Origin of the sequence: Bartonella sp. CL100XZDX (genome assembly GCF_042195375.1) — a bacterium.
GTDB lineage: Bacteria > Pseudomonadota > Alphaproteobacteria > Rhizobiales > Rhizobiaceae > Bartonella.
The window spans coordinates 93,492-112,240 of sequence record NZ_JBHIOH010000035.1 but is presented as its reverse complement, the minus strand read 5'-3'; the positions used below and the strand labels follow the sequence as shown (position 1 = coordinate 112,240).

16 protein-coding genes and 4 pseudogenes are annotated in these 18,749 nt (G+C 39.0%); 15 read left to right on the top strand and 5 right to left on the bottom strand.

The window, feature by feature from the left end; all coding sequences use genetic code 11:
- Position 1: 1 nt before the first annotated feature.
- Positions 2 to 1,257 (bottom strand): annotated as a pseudogene (locus ACFILU_RS03700) (tyrosine-type recombinase/integrase).
- A 201-nt stretch (positions 1,258 to 1,458) separates the two neighbouring features.
- On the opposite strand from ACFILU_RS03700, the gene ACFILU_RS03695 reads away from it, so the two are divergent.
- From ACFILU_RS03695 to ACFILU_RS03675, 5 genes and pseudogenes are all read left to right on the top strand, one after another.
- Positions 1,459 to 1,725: a tail fiber domain-containing protein gene (locus tag ACFILU_RS03695; RefSeq protein ID WP_375674798.1), complete on the top strand. Its 267-nt coding sequence runs from the start codon at positions 1,459 to 1,461 to the stop codon at positions 1,723 to 1,725.
- A pseudogene (locus ACFILU_RS03690) lies at positions 1,725 to 2,737 on the top strand (hypothetical protein); the annotation flags it as partial. The gene ACFILU_RS03695 and the pseudogene ACFILU_RS03690, both read left to right, overlap by 1 nt.
- Positions 2,732 to 3,007 (top strand): annotated as a pseudogene (locus ACFILU_RS03685) (glycoside hydrolase family protein); the annotation flags it as partial. The pseudogenes ACFILU_RS03690 and ACFILU_RS03685, both read left to right, overlap by 6 nt.
- A gap of 32 nt (positions 3,008 to 3,039) precedes the next feature.
- Positions 3,040 to 3,168, top strand: coding sequence for a hypothetical protein (locus ACFILU_RS03680; RefSeq protein WP_375674800.1), 129 nt, complete (start codon positions 3,040 to 3,042; stop codon positions 3,166 to 3,168).
- 146 nt (positions 3,169 to 3,314) lie between these two features.
- A pseudogene (locus ACFILU_RS03675) lies at positions 3,315 to 3,533 on the top strand (hypothetical protein).
- 60 nt (positions 3,534 to 3,593) lie between these two features.
- Here the strand turns inward: ACFILU_RS03675 and ACFILU_RS03670 are convergent.
- Entirely contained in the window at positions 3,594 to 3,875 is a 282-nt protein-coding gene (locus ACFILU_RS03670) for a type II toxin-antitoxin system YafQ family toxin (RefSeq protein WP_273791336.1), read from the bottom strand.
- A gap of 7 nt (positions 3,876 to 3,882) precedes the next feature.
- On the bottom strand, positions 3,883 to 4,164 hold the full coding sequence (locus ACFILU_RS03665) for a type II toxin-antitoxin system RelB/DinJ family antitoxin (RefSeq protein ID WP_273791337.1): 282 nt from the start codon (positions 4,162 to 4,164) through the stop codon (positions 3,883 to 3,885).
- Positions 4,165 to 4,446: 282 nt separating this feature from the next.
- On the opposite strand from ACFILU_RS03665, the gene ACFILU_RS03660 reads away from it, so the two are divergent.
- The 3 genes from ACFILU_RS03660 to ACFILU_RS03650 all read left to right on the top strand — a co-directional run bounded on the left by ACFILU_RS03660 (position 4,447) and on the right by ACFILU_RS03650 (position 7,493).
- On the top strand, positions 4,447 to 5,409 hold the full coding sequence (locus ACFILU_RS03660; RefSeq protein ID WP_375664732.1) for an L-threonylcarbamoyladenylate synthase: 963 nt from the start codon (positions 4,447 to 4,449) through the stop codon (positions 5,407 to 5,409).
- A gap of 2 nt (positions 5,410 to 5,411) precedes the next feature.
- Positions 5,412 to 6,821 carry an FAD-binding oxidoreductase gene (locus ACFILU_RS03655; protein WP_273791339.1) on the top strand — a complete coding sequence of 470 codons (1,410 nt, stop codon included), beginning with the start codon at positions 5,412 to 5,414 and terminating at the stop codon, positions 6,819 to 6,821.
- 144 nt (positions 6,822 to 6,965) lie between these two features.
- Positions 6,966 to 7,493 carry a DUF6101 family protein gene (locus ACFILU_RS03650; RefSeq protein ID WP_375674795.1) on the top strand — a complete coding sequence of 176 codons (528 nt, stop codon included), beginning with the start codon at positions 6,966 to 6,968 and terminating at the stop codon, positions 7,491 to 7,493.
- A 1,075-nt stretch (positions 7,494 to 8,568) separates the two neighbouring features.
- Here the strand turns inward: ACFILU_RS03650 and purD are convergent.
- Positions 8,569 to 9,852, bottom strand: coding sequence for a phosphoribosylamine--glycine ligase (purD, locus tag ACFILU_RS03645; RefSeq protein ID WP_375674793.1), 1,284 nt, complete (start codon positions 9,850 to 9,852; stop codon positions 8,569 to 8,571).
- Between the two features lie 90 nt (positions 9,853 to 9,942).
- Here purD and ubiA point away from each other — a divergent pair, with 90 nt between their 5' ends.
- On the top strand, positions 9,943 to 10,947 hold the full coding sequence (gene ubiA, locus ACFILU_RS03640; RefSeq protein ID WP_375631380.1) for a 4-hydroxybenzoate octaprenyltransferase: 1,005 nt from the start codon (positions 9,943 to 9,945) through the stop codon (positions 10,945 to 10,947).
- A 237-nt stretch (positions 10,948 to 11,184) separates the two neighbouring features.
- Here the strand turns inward: ubiA and pdxH are convergent, their stop codons facing one another.
- The gene (gene pdxH / locus ACFILU_RS03635; RefSeq protein WP_375674791.1) at positions 11,185 to 11,808 is read right to left on the bottom strand and encodes a pyridoxamine 5'-phosphate oxidase; all 624 of its coding nucleotides are present in this window, start codon (positions 11,806 to 11,808) and stop codon (positions 11,185 to 11,187) included.
- A gap of 324 nt (positions 11,809 to 12,132) precedes the next feature.
- Between pdxH and ACFILU_RS03630 the strand changes: the two genes are divergently transcribed.
- From ACFILU_RS03630 to dxs, 6 genes are all read left to right on the top strand, one after another.
- The gene (locus ACFILU_RS03630) at positions 12,133 to 13,035 is read left to right on the top strand and encodes a J domain-containing protein (protein WP_273791343.1); all 903 of its coding nucleotides are present in this window, start codon (positions 12,133 to 12,135) and stop codon (positions 13,033 to 13,035) included.
- Positions 13,036 to 13,162: 127 nt separating this feature from the next.
- On the top strand, positions 13,163 to 13,981 hold the full coding sequence (fabI, locus tag ACFILU_RS03625) for an enoyl-ACP reductase FabI (protein WP_273791344.1): 819 nt from the start codon (positions 13,163 to 13,165) through the stop codon (positions 13,979 to 13,981).
- Between the two features lie 146 nt (positions 13,982 to 14,127).
- The gene (aroC, locus tag ACFILU_RS03620; RefSeq protein ID WP_375674789.1) at positions 14,128 to 15,216 is read left to right on the top strand and encodes a chorismate synthase; all 1,089 of its coding nucleotides are present in this window, start codon (positions 14,128 to 14,130) and stop codon (positions 15,214 to 15,216) included.
- Positions 15,217 to 15,231: 15 nt separating this feature from the next.
- Positions 15,232 to 16,335: a 3,4-dihydroxy-2-butanone-4-phosphate synthase gene (gene ribB / locus ACFILU_RS03615; RefSeq protein ID WP_375674787.1), complete on the top strand. Its 1,104-nt coding sequence runs from the start codon at positions 15,232 to 15,234 to the stop codon at positions 16,333 to 16,335.
- A 7-nt stretch (positions 16,336 to 16,342) separates the two neighbouring features.
- Positions 16,343 to 16,597, top strand: coding sequence for an exodeoxyribonuclease VII small subunit (locus ACFILU_RS03610; RefSeq protein WP_375674785.1), 255 nt, complete (start codon positions 16,343 to 16,345; stop codon positions 16,595 to 16,597).
- 235 nt (positions 16,598 to 16,832) lie between these two features.
- Positions 16,833 to 18,740, top strand: coding sequence for a 1-deoxy-D-xylulose-5-phosphate synthase (gene dxs / locus ACFILU_RS03605; protein ID WP_375674784.1), 1,908 nt, complete (start codon positions 16,833 to 16,835; stop codon positions 18,738 to 18,740).
- Positions 18,741 to 18,749 lie beyond the last annotated feature (9 nt).

The window sequence follows — 18,749 nt, the reverse complement described above, 5'->3', positions numbered from 1 at the left end:
CTTAAGATTGACCCGTGACATAAGCCGCCCATTTATCCATATAGACACGGCGCTGTTCTAGATAGTCAGTACGACGATAGGAGCGCTCTACTTGTCCTCCTACTGTATGACTTAGGATGGTTTCAGCGACCTCATAGGGGGCATCGGTTGTTTCAGCAAGCCAATCGCGTAAACTAGAGCGAAAACCATGGGGGCAGGCTTCAATTTTATTTTTTCTCATATACGCCGCCATCATCGTATGTGAAAGAGGACCACGACCGGTAAGTGAAAAGATGAAATCACTTTTAGAGATACAGCGGGCTTGTTCAATTACTTTTATTGCTTCAGATGATAGGGGCACGCGAAACTCTGTTGTGGCATCACGCTTGCCTTTCATATTCTCAGCAGGGATTGTCCAGATATCATCTTCAATCTGATCTTCACGAATATGACGCAAAGGATTGCTACGAACCCCTGTAAGGATAAGCAGACGCAAAGCTAAATGTTTTATAGTTGTTGTTTTGCAGAGAAATTGGTAAAAAGCCGGCACATCTCTCCAATCCATGGCTGGTAAGCTTTGTTTTTTATGACGTTGTTTGCCTAAGAGAGCTTTTGCTTTTTCTACTGCTTGTAAATCAACATCTAACCCTAATGCAGCCGCATGTTTGAGACAAAGATTAAGACGCATTAGTGCNAGCTTTTGCTTTTTCTACTGCTTGTAAATCAACATCTAACCCTAATGCAGCCGCATGTTTGAGACAAAGATTAAGACGCATTAGTGCTGTTCGAGCAGTTCCAGCTTTTGTATGCCAAATAGGGGCAAGGGTATCGCGTATCTCTGTTTGCGTAATCTCTGAAACGGGGAGGCAACCTAATTTGGGGAGAATATGGAGGCGTAAATGTAAAAACCAATTACAAGACTCACCATCATTTTTTAATTCAGCTTTACGGCTTTCAAAAGCATCTAGAGCAATATCTTTTAAATAATGGAGATTGCGCATTGCCTCACGCTTTTGTTTGTTGCGTTCTTTAATAGGGTCACGCCCCTCACGTAAAACAGCCCGCCACCTAGTTGCCAATTCACGGGCTTGTTTTAAAGAAACATCTCGCAAGGCACCCAAGCCCATTTCGCGGCGCCGACCATGAATGGTATAACGGTAAATCCATTGAGCACCTCCATCTTTACACTTATGAAGTAACAAGCCGGCACCATCATTATATTTACCAGCTCGTGGGTGTTACGACAGCCCTTGCATTAAGACGATTCATAAGAACCATTTTTACTCCTTTCTTGTACAATTTTTACCCACACATCAGCCCCGCTTGTGACGTGCAAATGAGTGGTTTTGATTGATTCAACATAAACAGATTTGAAATGAAAGAATCTTACGTTATTCGGGACTCTCATTCAACATACAAAACAGTAAATTATAATTATAAATCAATATCTTGTTGTAGCCAAAACCTAAACCATGGGAGATTGTTGGAAATGTTGGAACTATCCTTGGTACTTTTGCTGGGCTTAGCGACATCAGATCAAAAGAAAATATTGTACGAGTAGGGCAGCGAGATGGACACAAACTCTATGAGTATAATTACAAGGGCTATCCAGAGCGGCGCTATCGCGGGGTGATGGTGCAAGATGTTTTGAAGTCAAAACCTGAAGCTGTTTTCTTGTATAAGGCGACAGGCTTTTTGCATGTGGATTATGGCAAGCTTGGCTTTGAGATGGAAAGGGTGCAGTGATGGAACAAGAAAACACAAATTCTCTTTTAAAGTTGTTTGATCCAAAATTTTTGCGTCCCTTGATATATCAGGGTATGTATCAATTGCCAAAGCATTTGTTCGAACAGCTTTCTACGCCTCCAAGCACGCCGTTGGAAGGGCGATACAAGCCAAGTTTTTTAGAACGCGCTGCTTTTAGCACAGACCCTTTTGATGCGAGCAATGGGGATAATACTCCACAAAAATTGAGTCCTACAGAGCTTATTCGTGGTTCTCAAGCAGGGACAGAACAAGCTGGGAAAAAACGCCAGCAGAATTGATTATGTCTACAGATGATTTAAAGCGCCAAATGCCTCCATTGCCGGATGTTTCAAAGGATACTGTTAAGATACAAGAGGCGCCAGAGCAACAAAAGCATGACTTCTCAGAGCAGGGAGGTGTTGCATCAATGATTCCTCAATCTCCACTTGTTGGGAACATTGATCAGTCTAGTGGGGATGAAGCTGGGCGACAGCAAAAAGATGTGATGGATTATATTGCTCAACTTAATGAGAAATCTATAGCGGAAAACTCTTTGAAAAACGATTCTGGAAATGATGAGGAAAAGCTTTTTGAGGCACCTATAGGAGAAGAAAAACATTTGAATGCACACTTACCAGAAGAGGAGCATTTAAAAGCAAGTGGTGATCTTGAACAAAAAACAGATTATATCAAGTCACTTGATAACTTTGTTCAGACAGGAGCAAATCCAAGTAGCTTATGGGAGCGTTTTAGAAAATCAGAATTTTCCGAGCATTTAATGGATTTTTTTGCAGGACTTGCGTTAGGAAAGACACCACAAGAAAGTTTTTCAAATGCATCTATCCTTATGCGGCAGGGCAACAAGGAACACGCACAACATAAACAAACTTTGCAATTTTTACGCTCTAAAGGGTATAGCGATGAAGATGCGCAAGCACTCACACAATATCCAGACCTTGCCATGAAAATCATAGGCAGCACGTTAAGCCCTCAAAAAGGCTATAGAACATTGCTTAAAAGGCTTAATCGGGGTGATTATGAAGCTGTACCAACCGAATTGCAGAAAATGGACCAAAGCCAAGAGGCAAACGTTTACAAGGTTTTGTACTCCGGCGTGTATCAGAGGCAAGGGCTATGGACGAAAGCTGCTTATGTTTCCTCTAACTATCAAACAGTAGAAACGGGGGGTAAAGCAGAAGCATTGGCACCCATTATTGGTTTTTTCTCAGGTCTTGGCGGTTTTTTAGCGGGCAATGGTCTAGTTCAATGGGCTTTAGCCGCTTTTTTTTATGATTTTAGCAAGAGCCTTTACTCTTGGAAAAAAAAGCAGAACAACAAAAGCAAACAGAAAAAGCTTTAAAAGCAGCCACAACACGTCTGGAGGTGGAAAGTGAAGTTAATCAAAAAAGTGCTGCTGATGTGCGTGCTGCTCTCTTTGATTGATTGCGCGACAAATAAATATGCTTCTTCTTGTGTTGGTTGGTTACCTGTTTATTTAAGCCGGCAAGATCTGAACACCATTAGCTCAAACTTAGTAAGAGAGATCTTAAAGCATAACAAGCAGGGCCAACGCTTGTGTGGGTGGAAACATGGTTAGAAAAAAAACACAAGACGATATAGAAATTACAGAAGTAGAAAAGAAATGCTTCAAGAAATGATCATCACCTATCAAAGCGTGAAAATGATGTCTCGCTTGATGAAGTGGATAGCATTTTTTCTTTTTTTTGCTTATCCTTGATTTTGCACGCTTCATGGATGCGCTAGATAATGTCATTGCACATTTAAAACAATGGTTCTCAAAGAATTAGGAAAACTGTCATACAAGCAAAACTACGAAAAATTCTTTTTACTATGAATTGGAGATCCAATCATAAGCGTAGTTCAGAATGCAAACCAAGTCGTAAGAGCTCTAGTGTTTTGGTATCTGGCTTTCGATAGATCACAACTAAATCTGGCTTGATATGACAATCACGACAATTGCGCCATTGACATGTTAGTGCATGATCTCTCCAATGCGCCGTTAGCGGTTCATTCTCCGCTAACGCTTTGACCACAAGCAGTAAATTCTCCTCTAGTGCATTAGCATACCTACCTTTGCTTTCATGTTTAAGATCACACCGGAATGAACGCGTATAGACAATTTCCCGCATAGCAAGCTTAGGTTTGCTTTTCAGATTTACGCATTTCGGTTCTATCTTCCCGTATCATGGTCCTTAAGCCGTCTAATGATGTATGTTCGATGCGCCTCATTTCAGCATCCTCGATAGCTCGTAATGTTTCCGGATTCGGTTGGAATAGATCAAGCGGTAATGCTCGATCTCTAGCAATGCGGGTCATAAACATGCGTACTGCATCCGATACAGTTAAACCCGTAGACTTAATAACTGCACTTGCAATTTCTTGAACTTCATCAGGTATGCGGGCTTGAATTTTTCCCATTGCTAAACCTCCTATTCAATTGTAGTACAATGTACTACACGTTAAGTTTATGTCAAGAGTTTCAACAATAGCTTTTCACAAGAGAACTTAGCAAAATTCAAAAAATGATTAGAGAAAGTTGGCAGAATAAGATATGTTTTGTAGAAGAATATTGGAAAATCCTATTCCCTAACCTTTATTTATGAACCTCGCACTTTTAAAAAAAACTATATAAAATCAATGTGATATATGAATAAAAAAGAGCATAATATCACTAAAAGAGTGTTATAGAAATGATGTATCATGACGATTCTACCACTCGATAGTGCTTCGATAAGAGAAGCAATAGCGCTTCTTGAAAAAGGGAAGTTAGTAGCGTTACCAACGGAAACTGTTTATGGATTAGCGGGCGATGCAACCAATGGGAGGGCAATTTCTTCTATTTATTCTACAAAGGGTCGTCCGCAAATTAATCCTCTTATTGCGCATGTTAGCGGCATCGAAATGGCACAACGTTATGTTAAAATTGACTTTCTTTCACGCCAATTAATGGAGGAATTTTGGCCAGGGCCTTTGACATTGGTTTTGCCTTTAAAGGAACAGCATAATATCCATCCTTTAACAACCTCTGGTTTGAATACCTTGGCTGTTCGTTTTCCAGACAGTCGTTTTGCGGAAGTGGTACAACATTTTGGCCGTCCACTTGCTGCTCCTAGTGCGAATCAATCGGGGCGTCTTAGCCCTACTTCAGCTGAGGCTGTTTTTGCATCTTTGGGGGAATCTGTTCCTTTAATATTGGACGGAGGACCTGCTAAAATAGGGCTAGAATCAACGATTATTAAAATTTGTGGTGAAAATATTTATCTTTTGCGTCCAGGGGGGCTTACGGCTGATAAAATTGAAGAAGTTGTGGGGAAGTCTTTAAAACGGATAGATCAAAGGGCGGCGATTGAAGCTCCTGGGATGTTAAAATCGCATTATGCCCCCAATGCCACGGTTCGTTTGAATGTAGAAAAGGTGGAAAATGGTGAAGCGCTTTTAGCATTTGGTTCAAAGCGTGTTATGGGGGCTGAAAATGCCGTTTCTATTTTAAACCTTAGCGAAGATGGAAAGTTGGAAGAGGCAGCCTCTCATTTATTTCAATATATGAAGGAATTAGATTCATTTAAAGTGAGATGTATCGCAGTAGAACCTATTCCATCATACGGATTAGGGGAGGCTATCAATGATCGTCTTATACGGGCTGCAGCTCCAAAGGAGAAATGAACATGGAGCAGGAATTAATTGAGGGGTTTAGGGAAATTGTTGGTGCTAAGCATGCTATAACAGATCAAGCGTTGATTGCGCCGTATTTGCTTGAAGAGCGTGGGCTTTTTCATGGAAAAACACCTTTACTTTTACGTCCATCTTCTTGCGCAGAGATCTCATCGATTATGCAGTTAGCGAGCAAAACGCGCACACCGATTGTGCCACAGGGTGGAAATACAGGGCTTGTGGGGGGACAACAACCAGATGAAAGAGGAGGGAGCGTTCTTTTATCCATGGAGCGATTAAATAAGATTAGAGCTATAAATCTTGAGGGAAATTTTGTTGTTGTAGAGGCTGGTGTTATTTTACAGGATTTACAGAAAAAAGTGGATGAATCAGGTCGTTTTTTCCCTCTTTCTTTGGCATCTGAAGGTTCTTGCCAAGTAGGAGGCAATCTTTCGTCGAATGCTGGAGGGACAGCTGTTTTAGCTTATGGCAATATGCGTGATCTTTGTCTTGGTTTAGAAGTTGTTTTACCGGATGGGCGTATTTTAGATGATTTGCGTTTTGTTAAAAAAGACAATAGCGGTTACGATTTAAAAGATCTTTTTATTGGTGCAGAAGGCACATTGGGAGTTATAACCGCAGCCGTTTTGAAGATGTTTCCAAAAATAAAAGGAAAAGCTGTTGCTTTGGTGGGATTATATAGTCCGGCGAAGGCTTTAGAGTTTTTATCTCTGGCTCAAGAATATGGAGGAGGGATGTTGACAGGTTTTGAGCTCATGGGAAATCTCAGTTTGCAAATGGCTTTAGATTATAAGATGTGTGAGAAGCCTCCTCTTCAGCGGAAACATGAATGGTATGTATTAATGAACATTTCATCGTTGCAAGGCAATGATGAGGCATTATCGGTATTGAGTACTATTTTAGAAGAAGCTTTAAAGAATGCGGTGATAGAAGATGCAGTTGTTGCGCAATCTTTAAAACAGCAAGATTTTTTTTGGCAATTACGAGAAAGTATATCATCAGCACAAAAGTTAGCAGGAGGGTCCATTAAGCATGATATTGCAATCCCACTTGCTTCTATTCCTGATTTTATTGCTGAGGCAGCGCTTATTGTAGAAGATATTGCTCCAGGAGCACGGGTGATTTGTTTTGGACACATGGGCGATGGAAATTTACATTATAATATTACACAACCTGTAGGAGCTGATACGACAGTGTTCTTGCAGTTATGGTCAACAATGAATCATCGCATTCATAGTTTAGTGGTGGACTATAGAGGTGCATTTTCTGCTGAGCATGGAATTGGTCAGCTTAAGCGCGAAGAACTTCGTTCTTTTAAATCGCCTGTCGCATTGGATATTATGCAAGGGATTAAAAAAACGCTCGATCCTTTAGGGATAATGAATCCTGGAAAAGTATTATAATTCAAGAATGGTGATCATGTATTTTTGTTTAGATTTTAATAACCAAAAAAGAAACCAGTTGTTTTTTATTCAAACTTTTAATAATCCAATGAGAAAAAGCTGCTAAAGGGTGTATGTTATTTAAGATAAATTGGGATAATGTATATGGCTAATCAATGCTTTAATCAGGCAAAAGCGGTGCTTGAATTTCGGTTAGATCCGTGCCATTTGCCACAAACGACGACATATTTTTCATCCAAAACGGGTAATCAGGTTATTTGTTCGTTAAATGAGCGTGGTGTTTCTTTTAAAACGGATATGCCTTCAAGTTTATCGCATTTAATACCCCCTTATCATTTCCAAGGAATTGCAGCACGTACCGTAAAAACGCATTCAGGAGAAAGAGCTGTTGCATTAGAATTACTTCATGCCGATGAGGAAGCTTGTATACCGCTTTTGGTTTCCAGAGATTTGAATAATGTTCTTCTGGATTGGCGGTTATGGGCGGATACTTATGGCCTTCCCATGCTTATGATCAATGAAGATAATCGCATTCTGGTTGTAAAAGATCGTTCTGATTTACATCGATTTTTTGGTACAACAGCACATTCTAAACAAAAGCGTTTTTTACTTCGTTATAGCAATCCGTTAGGCTTGCGTTTGGTGATTGCGAATCGAATTGCACTCCAGTAATATTAACATGCATTTATTTTTGTACTACCGTCAGCATTTATCTTGTTGTGCTGTAAAACATCGTTGTTTGGAGCGGTAATATAAGGCATGTAAACTTCACACATGAAGTGTTTTAGGAGATATGGCAAATATTCTTAAGTTTGCTTGTAGGTATTTGTGTAAGTGCAGCATAGGAGTGGGAAGCAAGAGGAACCCGCTCAATGAGAATCCAGACCTTTACAGACGGGATTTGGTGTGACTTTTGGTTCTTGAAAACAAAAAGAGGAAGTCAATGATTGTAAATGAGAGTTTTTTGACAGCATACATTGGCAGCAGGAATCGATTATGTAAAACGCTTTTTTCGGAGAGGTAAAAACGGTTTTCATAACAATAGAAACTGTTTTTTTTGGCGGTATAATTTTGGGTTTTTGCCACATCATAAAAACACCAGCAGATTGCTGGAAGTGTTTTTGAATTTTTTTATAAATAATTTCTCCATGTTGAATGAGAGCTTTGAATATTGCAGAATATTCTTATTTCATCTCTCTCTCTCTTATAATCAAAATCATTTAGATAGAAAGGGTTATCGTAATATTGAGAGTTGGAAAATACAAAGATGGTATCGGTTTTTATTTTTATTCCAGAAAGATGGAAGAGTGGATTTATACTATTTGCAGGTAGTGTCGTAAAATGGGAGTGATGAGCATGAGAGGTATTGTTTAAGAATTTGTATGTGAATAATATAACTATCTTTTTTGGGCATTTTATTTTTTGTAAAAGCGGAATTTCATTAAAAACGCGATAGATAAAAGAAATGATAGTATATATGTTTTTCTTCAGGACTTTATAAGAAAGAAAGTGTTTATAAAAATGATGAGAAAATACGTTTAAAGTAACAGTAAAATGATCATTTTATATTACATTTTCAGATTCAAAAAATTTTCCTATTTTATCATGAGTAGATATTCTATTTATAATATTTGATTGTTCAAAGGAAAGCACACTCATTTTTTCAAAATTATGGTCAACGTAAAACAGTGAGAAAATTTGTGTGTCATGCTCTTATATAAAATAATAAAATCGTAAAAAAGAATATTCAAAGGATTTTATTTTCTCGCGCAACGGCTCTCCATCCGATATCACGACGAACAAAACCTTCTGGCCAATCAATACAATCAACAGCTTCATAGGCACGTTTTTGTGCATGCGTAATCGTTTTTCCTGTTGCAGTTATATTGAGAACACGTCCACCATTTGCAATGAGTTCTCCATCACGCAACACTGTACCAGCTTGAAAAACTTTCACATCGGGAAGAGAGTTTACTTGATCAACGTTACGGATAACAGTACCTTTTTGGGGAGAGTCTGGATAACCATTAGCAGCCATAACAACGGTGAGAGCAGCTTTTTCAGACCACCGAAGAGGCTTGTTTTCAAGTTTTCCTTGAGCTGCAGCAAGAAAAATTGGCAAAATGTCATCTTTGAGGCGCATCATTAAAACTTGACATTCAGGATCGCCGAATCGTACGTTAAATTCAATTAATTCGGGTCCTTTTTGCGTTATCATTAATCCGACGAAGAGAATACCTTTAAAGGGAGCGCCCATTTCTTTCATGCTTTTTAAAGCTGGTTCAACAATTTCTTTGAGAGTACGATTCACTATTTCTTTGGTCATGATGGGCGCTGGTGAATAAGCACCCATACCACCGGTGTTTGCTCCAATATCCCCATCACCTACACGTTTATGATCTTGAGCAGATCCAAAAGGAAGAGCAACTTTACCATCACAAAGGCAGAAGAAGCTTGCTTCTTCACCTTCAAGAAAAGATTCTACAACAATTTTGTTTCCTGCATCTCCAAATGTACTTTTGAAGCAGGCATCAACTGCGTTAAATGCTTCTTCCATAGTTGTTGCAACCACAACACCTTTGCCAGCTGCTAAGCCATCAGCTTTAATAACAATGGGAACATCTTGTTGCTGAATGTAAGCTTTAGCTTTAGAGGCATCATTAAAGCATTGGTAACTTCCTGTAGGAATGTTATTCTTACGACATAAATCTTTTGTAAAAGCTTTTGAACCTTCTAGTTGAGCAGCTTTTTGAGTAGGACCAAATACACAGATGTTAGCGCTATTAAGAGAGTCTGTTATACCCGCAACCAATGGTGCTTCTGGTCCTACAATTACAAGATCAATAGAACGTGCTTTACAAAAAGCAATAACAAGGGAATGGTCATCAATGTTTAAATTAATATTTTCACCAAATTCTGTTGTTGCAGGATTTCCAGGAGCACAGTATAACTTTGTTAGCAGTGGTGATGCTGCTATTTTCCATGCTAAAGCGTGTTCTCGTCCACCTGAGCCAATAAGAAGAATATTCATTGCTTGCTCCTCTCATAAAAGATGATTAATCTCATCCCCTTCTCATAAGAATGAAATGTCTCTATCGCAAGACCAAAGGTAAATCATTTGATGAAAAAAAATAAAAATATCGCGCATGTTCAGTCCTATGATAGCCAAGGACGGGTTATGGATGCATCTTCCAAACAATGGGTTTACAATTTCCTTCCCTGTTCTTTATGGTTTTATGCGCAATTGGCGCGTTGGGATCGGCCTATTGGATGGCAATTGTTGATGTGGCCTTGTTTTTGGTCAACAACAATGGCTTTTTTCTCTTATAAAATGCATTACGATACTCTTTTATCAATGTTTCTTCATTGGGTTTGGTATCTTTTTCTTTTTTTTCTGGGATCTATTGCTATGCGAGGGGCAGGATGTACTTGGAATGATCTTATTGACCATAAAATTGATGCTCAGGTAGAAAGGACACGTTCTCGCCCATTGCCGACAGGTCATGTGAGTCGGTTTCAAGCAAGAGTTTTTATACTTGTGCAATGTTTGGTTGGTTTAGTTGTTTTATCACAATTTAATAGGTTTAGTTTTTTTCTAGGTATTTCGTCATTGATAGCTGTTGCATTTTATCCTTTTATGAAACGCGTAACATATTGGCCGCAGTTTTTTTTAGGCGTTGCGTTTAATTGGGGGGCATTAATGGGGTGGGCTGTTGTCTTTGGAAGTTTAAGCTGGGCACCAATCTTGCTTTATGTGGGATCAATTTTGTGGACCATAGGATACGACACAATCTACGCACATCAAGATAAAGAAGATGACGTTACTGTTGGTGTCCGTTCTACGGCTCTTCTCTTTGGTAAAGCAACCAAGCGTGCTTTAGTATTTTTGTATGGTGGTTTTGTGATGTTCATTAGTCTAGCATTTTATTTAGCTGGAGTCCCTGTTCTTAGTTTTTTGGGGATTTTTGTGGCAAGCATCCATATGTTTATTCAAATTAAAGTCATTGATATAGATGACAGTTCACAATGCCTCAGGCTTTTCAAATCTAATTCGCTTATTGGTTTTGTGATTTTTGCTGGTTTAGTATGTGGGGGTATATGGACGATATTTTATCCTGCGGTCTAAAAATAAGTTAGCTAAAATCATAGTTTCTACTGAATACAGTATGTTTTTTTAAATAAGCTTGTTGCTAATCTATTTTTAAGCGATACAGTAGAAAATATTACTAATCAACTGTTACAGTGGAAATGAAATTCTTCTATTTAAATAAAATAAATCATCTTCTTTTAGAATTTTTCAAATAAAAAATATTTGTTTAACTGTTGGGAAGAAAAAATCTTCATAACGATGAAATTTGAAGGATTAGGGATAAAGTTTTTGTCTTTTCCAATCGCTGTGTTCAACACAATCGCGTGTAAAAAGCAGACGATCATGTAAACGAAATGGACGATCACACCAGAACTCTATAGAAAGGGGTTTAACACGAAACCCAGACCAATAAGGTGGTCGTGGAATATTACCTAGAGCATAACGCGCAGTATATTGAGCAATTGCTTTTTCGAGCACAAAACGATTGTCTAAAGGTTGAGATTGTTTAGATGCCCATGCACCAATTCGACTACCACGTGGTCGCGATTGGAAATAGGCATCGGCTTCCTGTTGACTTACTTTTTCAACAATTCCTCTAATTCTGACCTGACGACGGAGCGATTTCCAATGAAAAACTAAGGATGCTTTCATTGATTTTAAAATTTCTTGTCCTTTACAGCTTTCATAATTGGTATAGAAGACAAAGCCTTGGGGACTGTAGTCTTTGAGGAGAACCATACGAACATTAGGGAGTCCTGTTTCGTCAACTGTTGCTAATGCCATAGCATTCGGATCATTTATTTCACTTATCGTTGCCTCTTCAAGCCACTTTGCGAAAAGTTCAAAAGGTTTTTGCATTTGCATAAAATGATCATCTGTTGGTATTTTTTTGCTCATAGTTTCTCCAAATATCAGTGAGCATGGGTGAGGCATTTTCTCATTTACTTTATCATCAAGAAGTCACAGTACCATTTTTCCTTATTTTCAAAAAGCCAATGCTATCGTGTATTTCTATGGTAGTTTAATTATTTTTACTTTAGCATAGACTACAAGGAGCTATATTAAATAAATATCTCATTTTATCTGGTATTTTAGTTTATTGATAGACATATAAAGAGAAAAGAAGAAATTATTCTCTAGAATAGATTGATGAAGCTATAAGGGGTATTAACAACGTATCAGTTGATATTTTGAAAACGAAGAAATTGAAAAGAGGGCAATATGCGTGATCCCTACACGATTCTGGGTGTGGCACGTACCGCAAAATCGCAAGAGATTAAATCGGCATTTAGAAGATTAGCAAAGAAGTATCATCCAGATCATAATAGAGATGATGCAAAGGCTAAAGAAAAATTTGCTGAAATTAATCAAGCTTATGAAATTATAGGTGATAAAGATAAAAAGGCACAATTTGACCGCGGTGAAATTGATATGGAAGGAAAACCGCTTTATCAAGCCTATGGTACTGGTGAAAATTTTAGCAATAAACAAAATCCTTTTTCAGGAAGAGCAAAGGGATTTGATTTTTCCTCTTCAGGTGGTGCAGGTTTTGATGCGAGTGATATTTTTCGGGATCTGTTTGGAGGAGGAGGTAGCTTTTCGAATTCCACACACTATAACCGTCCCCAACAAGGAGCACATGTTCGTGCTAATCTTGCCATAACACTAGAGCAGATGGTTGGCGCAGAAAAGGTGGAAGCTGTTTTTCCAAATGGAAAAAAGTTAAAAATTAAACTTCCATATTATATTGAAGACGGACAGGTTATTCGTTTAAAAGGTCAGGGAGAAGAGGTAGCTCTTGGGCAAGCAGGAGATGCGTTGATAACCATTCAGATTCAAAAACATCCTCGTTTTCGGGTTGAAGGAAGAGCACTTCATCTTGATTTACCAGTTTCTCTTAAACATGCTGTTTTGGGAGCAAAAGAAGAAGTTGAGACGTTGGAGGGACGTGTGGTTTTAACGATTCCTGCGTGGTCAAGTTCTGATCGCGTTTTACGGTTGAAAGGGAAAGGGCTTCGTTTAAAAAATGGTACAAGAGATGATCTTTATGTGCATGTTCGCATTATGTTGCCGGAAGGTGAAAATGCCGCGCTAGAACAGTTTTTGCAAATGCAACAAGATTAATTTTAAAATTTTTATATATAAAAGCGTAGTTTTTGTTTGATTTTAAACCAATTGCTTGAAGAAAAAGTTGACCTGTGTCATAGGCAGATGAATAATATTAATTTTAAGTAACAATGGGGCAGTGCTGATGGCTAAGGGTAATGGTTTATTGTACGGTAAGCGTGGTTTAATTTTGGGGTTGGCCAATAATCGCTCCATCGCTTGGGGAATCGCTAAAGCGGCAAGTAGCGCAGGGGCAGAGCTTGCTTTTACCTATCAGGGTGAAGCAATGAAAAAGCGTGTTGAGCCTTTGGCTGAAGAATTAAAGGGGTTTGTTTGTGGACATTGTGATGTTTCTGACAGTGTCTCTATTGATACGGTCTTTAAAGAAATAGAGAAGAAATGGGGAAAACTCGATTTTTTAGTTCATGCTATTGGTTTTTCTGATAAAGATGAATTAAGTGGTCGTTATATTGATATCAGCGAATCAAATTTTATGATGACCATGAATATTTCCGTTTATTCCCTAACGGCTCTAACGAAGCGTGCAGAAAAATTGATGCCAGATGGTGGTTCAATCTTGACACTGACCTATTATGGAGCAGAAAAGGTTGTTCCAAATTATAATGTAATGGGGGTTGCTAAAGCGGCTCTTGAAGCGAGCGTGAAATATTTAGCGGTAGATTTAGGTCCTCAAAATATTCGTGTTAATGCTATATCTGCTGGACCCATTAAAACGTTAGCAGCTTCTGGTATTGGTGATTTTCGTTATATTTTAAAATGGAATGAATATAATGCTCCATTACGTCGTACGGTAACAATTGAAGAGGTTGGTGATTCTGCGCTTTATTTTCTTTCAGATTTGTCTCGTTCTGTTACTGGTGAAGTCCATCATGTCGATTCGGGTTATAATATCATAGGTATGAAAGCCGTTGATGCACCAGACATTTCTGTCGTTAAAGAATAAAGTTTGGTTTATAGGATTTTATTGGACAGCAGTAATTTGACCAAATTTAAAGTGGCTAAGAGTATTTGAGCGCAAAGAGCTACCTTGTGTATAGCATACAACATGCGTTGTCGTTGTAATATTTGACAGAGAAACGGATCTTTTTCATGTCGCATAATACATTTGGTCATTTGTTTCGTGTAACAACATGGGGTGAAAGTCATGGTGCTGCTCTTGGTTGTGTCATTGATGGTTGTCCACCTGGAATTATTTTTACTCTTGCAGAAGTTCAAGCTTATCTTGATAAACGCAAACCAGGACAATCAAAATATACAACGCAGCGCCGAGAATCAGATAAAGTAGAGGTCCTTTCAGGAGTTGTTGTTCAAGACGATGGGACGACATTGGTGACAACAGGTACACCAATTTCTCTGTTGATTCGAAACACAGATCAGCGTTCGAAGGATTATAGCTCGATTGCCCATCAGTATCGTCCAGGACATGCGGATTATACTTATGATATTAAATATGGCATTCGTGATTTTCGAGGTGGGGGACGTTCTTCGGCACGGGAGACGGCAGCACGTGTTGCAGCTGGTGCATTTGCTCGTAAAATCGTTCCTGGTTTGATTGTACGAGGAGCAGTGATAGCAATTGGTCCTCATAATATTAATCGTGATCGTTGGGATTGGTCAGAGGTTGATAATAATCCTTTTTTTACAGCTGATGCAGAGATGGTTCACATTTTTAGTGATTATATCAGTAAACTCCGTAAAGAGGGGACATCTGTTGGAGCGGTTGTTGAGATCGTTGCAGAAAATGTTCCGGCAGGTTTAGGAGCCCCTATTTACGCAAAGCTTGATCAAGATATTGCCTCGTTACTTATGTCGATTAATGCGGTAAAAGGTGTGGAAATTGGTGATGGTTTTGCGGCAGCCCACTTGAGTGGAGAAGAAAATGCCGATGAAATGCGAATGGGAAATGATGGAAAACCGCTTTTTTTATCAAATCATGCTGGAGGTATTTTAGGGGGAATATCGAGTGGACAGCCAATTGTTGCACGTTTTGCTGTAAAGCCTACTTCATCAATTTTAACACCTCGTCGCTCTATTGATGTTGATGGTCATGATATAAACGTTATAACAAAGGGGCGTCATGATCCATGTGTTGGGATCCGTGCCGTTCCTGTTGGTGAAGCGATGGTTGCTTGTGCTATTGCTGACCATTATCTAAGACATCGCGGTCAAGTTGGGTGATTGAGAAGGTGAACAATGGCGTATGATGAAAAAAAAATTGTTTCTGCACTTAAAGCTTTTGAACACGGTGAAATTGTTGTGGTAACAGATGATGATGACCGTGAAAATGAGGGTGATTTAACTGTTGCTGCAGCGCATTGTACAGAAGAAAAGATGGCGTTTATTCTTCGTCACACAACAGGTATTGTGTGCACACCTATGCCAAAAAAAGAAGCAAAACGGTTTAATCTTTCTCCTATGGTACCAGATAATAACTCTGCACATGGGACACAATTTACGGTTACTGTTGATTTTAAACACGGCATAACAACAGGGATCTCAGCACATGACCGTACATTAGCTGTACGTAATCTTGCAAATTCAAATGCAAGTGCGGATGATTTTGTTCGTCCAGGGCATGTTTTTCCTTTGATTGCGCATGAAGGGGGGGTGCTCATGCGTTCAGGTCACACAGAGGCGGCTGTTGATTTATGTAAATTAGCTAATTTGCCGCCGGTTGGTGTTATCGGTGAGTTAGTTAATGATGATGGAAGCGTTAAACATGGCGATCAGATTATGAAATTTGCGCAAGAACATCGGTTGCATATTATAACGGTTGCAGATTTAATTGCTTACCGCCAACGTAAGGAAATATTGATCAAAAATGTTGGAGAAATGCCTATTGAAACATTTGTAGGTCCCGCTATTATTCAAAGTTATCAACTCCCTTGGGAAGCCGTTCAGCATATTGCAATTGTTTTTGGTGATGTCCGTGAGGGGGAGGATATTCCTGTGTATTTACATCATGAAAACATTATAAATGACGTTTTTTGTCAAACTTCAGATATTATGGTGATGATGCGGCGTATGATGGAAAAAGAAAAACGTGGCGTATTTATTTATTTGCGTGAAGGATCTGTTATACAATCAACTATTGGTATTCAAAACATGGCAAGAGACAGTTCAGAAAACCATGTGCAGGCGATTGAACGCGAAGAAGAATGGCGCAAAATTGGTTTAGGATCACAAATTTTAAAATATTTAGGAATAGGCTCTGTTATTGTTTATGCTTCTAAAGAGCGTCATTATGTAGGTTTGGAAGGTTTTGGAATTCGTATATCCAGAACAGATATTTTTTGAGGTTCATATGAAAAAAGAGATACAAGAGGGGGATATTACGACCTTAAGCTTTGAGCAAGCGCTTAAGCAACTTGAAATTATTGTCGAAAATTTGGAACGTGGCGATGTGCCTTTGGAACAATCCATTGATATTTATGAACGCGGTGAAGCGCTTAAAAAGCATTGTGAAAAACTCCTAAGAGTTGCTGAAGCTAAAGTTGAAAAAATCCAGCTTTCAGAAGAAGGTTCTCCAGAAGGAGTAGAACCACTTGATGCTAAATAATATTAAATATTTTGGATATTTATTGTGAAACTAGAAGATATAATAACCTTTTTTATAGAAAATTAAATTTATTGATTTCTTTTTTATAAAATAAGTTAAAAATGAGAAAATATAGCTCATCTCAAATGCAAAGAGCATCTTTCAGTAAAAAAGATGCAAAACTGTAAATAAGAGTAGAGAAGATATATTTTTAATCGTTGCGTTTTCTTGAGTTAGGATAATAGAAAGGTTTTTTTTGTCTCAGCTCTTAACACCATTGCTTGACCGTGTTTGTTTTCCGCAAGATTTGCGGGCATTACCTGAGTCTGATTTGGTACAGTTGGCTGATGAGTTGCGTACCGCAACAATTGATGCGGTTTCTGTAACAGGTGGTCATCTTGGAGCGGGGCTTGGTGTTGTTGAGCTCACTGTTGCGTTACATTATATTTTTAATACACCAGAGGATAGGATTATTTGGGATGTTGGTCATCAAACCTATCCACACAAAATTTTAACGGGGCGTAGAGAAAAAATTCGCACATTACGTCAAGAAGGCGGATTATCAGGTTTTACAAAACGTTCAGAAAGTGTGTATGATCCATTTGGAGCGGGTCATTCGTCTACTTCTATTTCAGCGGGGCTTGGCATGGCGGTGGCAAGTGCTTTGAAAGCAGAGACAAGACGCAATATCATAGCTGTCATTGGTGATGGTGCAATGTCTGCGGGCATGGCGTATGAAGCAATGAACAATGCTGGTGCTTTGGATGCACGCTTGATTGTTGTTCTTAATGATAACGATATGTCTATCGCACCACCTACAGGAGCTATGAGCGCACATCTTGCACGATTAGTATCTCGTCCTTCTTATCGTCATTTGCGTGAACGCGTAAAGATGTTGAGCGAAAAATTGCCAAAGTTTTTTTTGGATAAGGCACGTCGTTCAGAGGAATTTGCGCGTGGACTTTTGGTCGGGGGAACTTTATTTGATGAGCTTGGCTTTTATTATGTTGGACCCATAGATGGGCACAATTTGGGGCATTTATTGCCTGTTTTTAAAAATGTTCGTGAATATCCTAATGGTCCTGTTTTGGTGCATGTTGTCACACACAAGGGAAAGGGATATCCACCTGCAGAAGCCTCGTCTGATAAATATCATGGTGTTAATCGTTTTGATGTTACGACAGGAAAACAGGTTAAAGCATCAAGTAATATTCTACCCTATACCAAGGTATTTTCTAAGGCTTTAATAGAAGAAGCTCGCCATGATGATAAGATTGTTGGCATAACAGCAGCGATGCCAACAGGGACGGGTCTTGATTCTTTTGCGAAAAAATTTCCTGAAAAAATGTTTGATGTTGGTATCGCTGAGCAACATGCCGTAACTTTTGCGGCAGGACTTGCTTGTGAAGGGTATAAGCCTTTTGTTGCAATTTATTCTACTTTTTTACAGCGTGCTTATGATCAAATTATTCATGATGTATCAATTCAAAAATTACCGGTACGTTTTGCTATTGACCGAGCAGGTTTTGTGGGGGCAGATGGTGCAACACATGCTGGAAGTTTTGATATTGTTTTTTTGTCCACTCTTCCTGAGTTTGTGGTTATGGCACCTTCTGATGAGCTTGAACTGATGCATATGGTTCGTACAGCTGCAGCTTATGATCAGGGACCAATTTCTTTTCGTTATCCACGTGGTGAGGGTATTGGTATAGATTTACCGCAACGTGGTGAGTTATTAGAAATTGGAAAAGGCCGTATTCTGCGTGAAGGAAATAGGATCGCTTTGGTTTGTTTTGGAACGCGGATGTTAGAAGTGTTGCAAGCTGCTGATGCGTTAGAGGCTGAAGGGTTATCTACAACGGTTGCAGATGCACGGTTTGCGAAACCTTTAGATAAGGATTTGATGTGCCGTTTGGCACGTGAGCATGAAGTATTGGTGACAATTGAAGAAGGGGCAATCGGTGGTTTTGGAGCGCACATATTACAATTTTTAGCGCAAGAAGGGCTCTTGGAGCATGGTTTGAAAGTTCGTACACTAAAACTTCCTGATGAATATTTGAATCATGGTGCACCAGAAAAAGTTCTTTCACGTATTGGGCTTGATGCTATGGGTATTGTCAACACGGTTTTTGCTGCTTTAGGCCGCGAGATTCGAACAGGATAAAAAATTCGA

Bases quoted from the DNA above. Each gene is read 5' to 3' on its own strand.
- ACFILU_RS03670 (WP_273791336.1), bottom strand. From the start codon at position 3,875: ATGCGGGAAATTGTCTATACGCGTTCATTCCGGTGTGATCTTAAACAT.
- ACFILU_RS03665 (WP_273791337.1), bottom strand. From the start codon at position 4,164: ATGGGAAAAATTCAAGCCCGCATACCTGATGAAGTTCAAGAAATTGCA.
- ACFILU_RS03660 (WP_375664732.1), top strand. From the start codon at position 4,447: ATGACGATTCTACCACTCGATAGTGCTTCGATAAGAGAAGCAATAGCG.
- ACFILU_RS03655 (WP_273791339.1), top strand. From the start codon at position 5,412: ATGGAGCAGGAATTAATTGAGGGGTTTAGGGAAATTGTTGGTGCTAAG.
- ACFILU_RS03650 (WP_375674795.1), top strand. From the start codon at position 6,966: ATGGCTAATCAATGCTTTAATCAGGCAAAAGCGGTGCTTGAATTTCGG.
- purD (WP_375674793.1), bottom strand. From the start codon at position 9,852: ATGAATATTCTTCTTATTGGCTCAGGTGGACGAGAACACGCTTTAGCA.
- ubiA (WP_375631380.1), top strand. From the start codon at position 9,943: ATGAAAAAAAATAAAAATATCGCGCATGTTCAGTCCTATGATAGCCAA.
- pdxH (WP_375674791.1), bottom strand. From the start codon at position 11,808: ATGAGCAAAAAAATACCAACAGATGATCATTTTATGCAAATGCAAAAA.
- ACFILU_RS03630 (WP_273791343.1), top strand. From the start codon at position 12,133: ATGCGTGATCCCTACACGATTCTGGGTGTGGCACGTACCGCAAAATCG.
- fabI (WP_273791344.1), top strand. From the start codon at position 13,163: ATGGCTAAGGGTAATGGTTTATTGTACGGTAAGCGTGGTTTAATTTTG.
- aroC (WP_375674789.1), top strand. From the start codon at position 14,128: ATGTCGCATAATACATTTGGTCATTTGTTTCGTGTAACAACATGGGGT.
- ribB (WP_375674787.1), top strand. From the start codon at position 15,232: ATGGCGTATGATGAAAAAAAAATTGTTTCTGCACTTAAAGCTTTTGAA.
- ACFILU_RS03610 (WP_375674785.1), top strand. From the start codon at position 16,343: ATGAAAAAAGAGATACAAGAGGGGGATATTACGACCTTAAGCTTTGAG.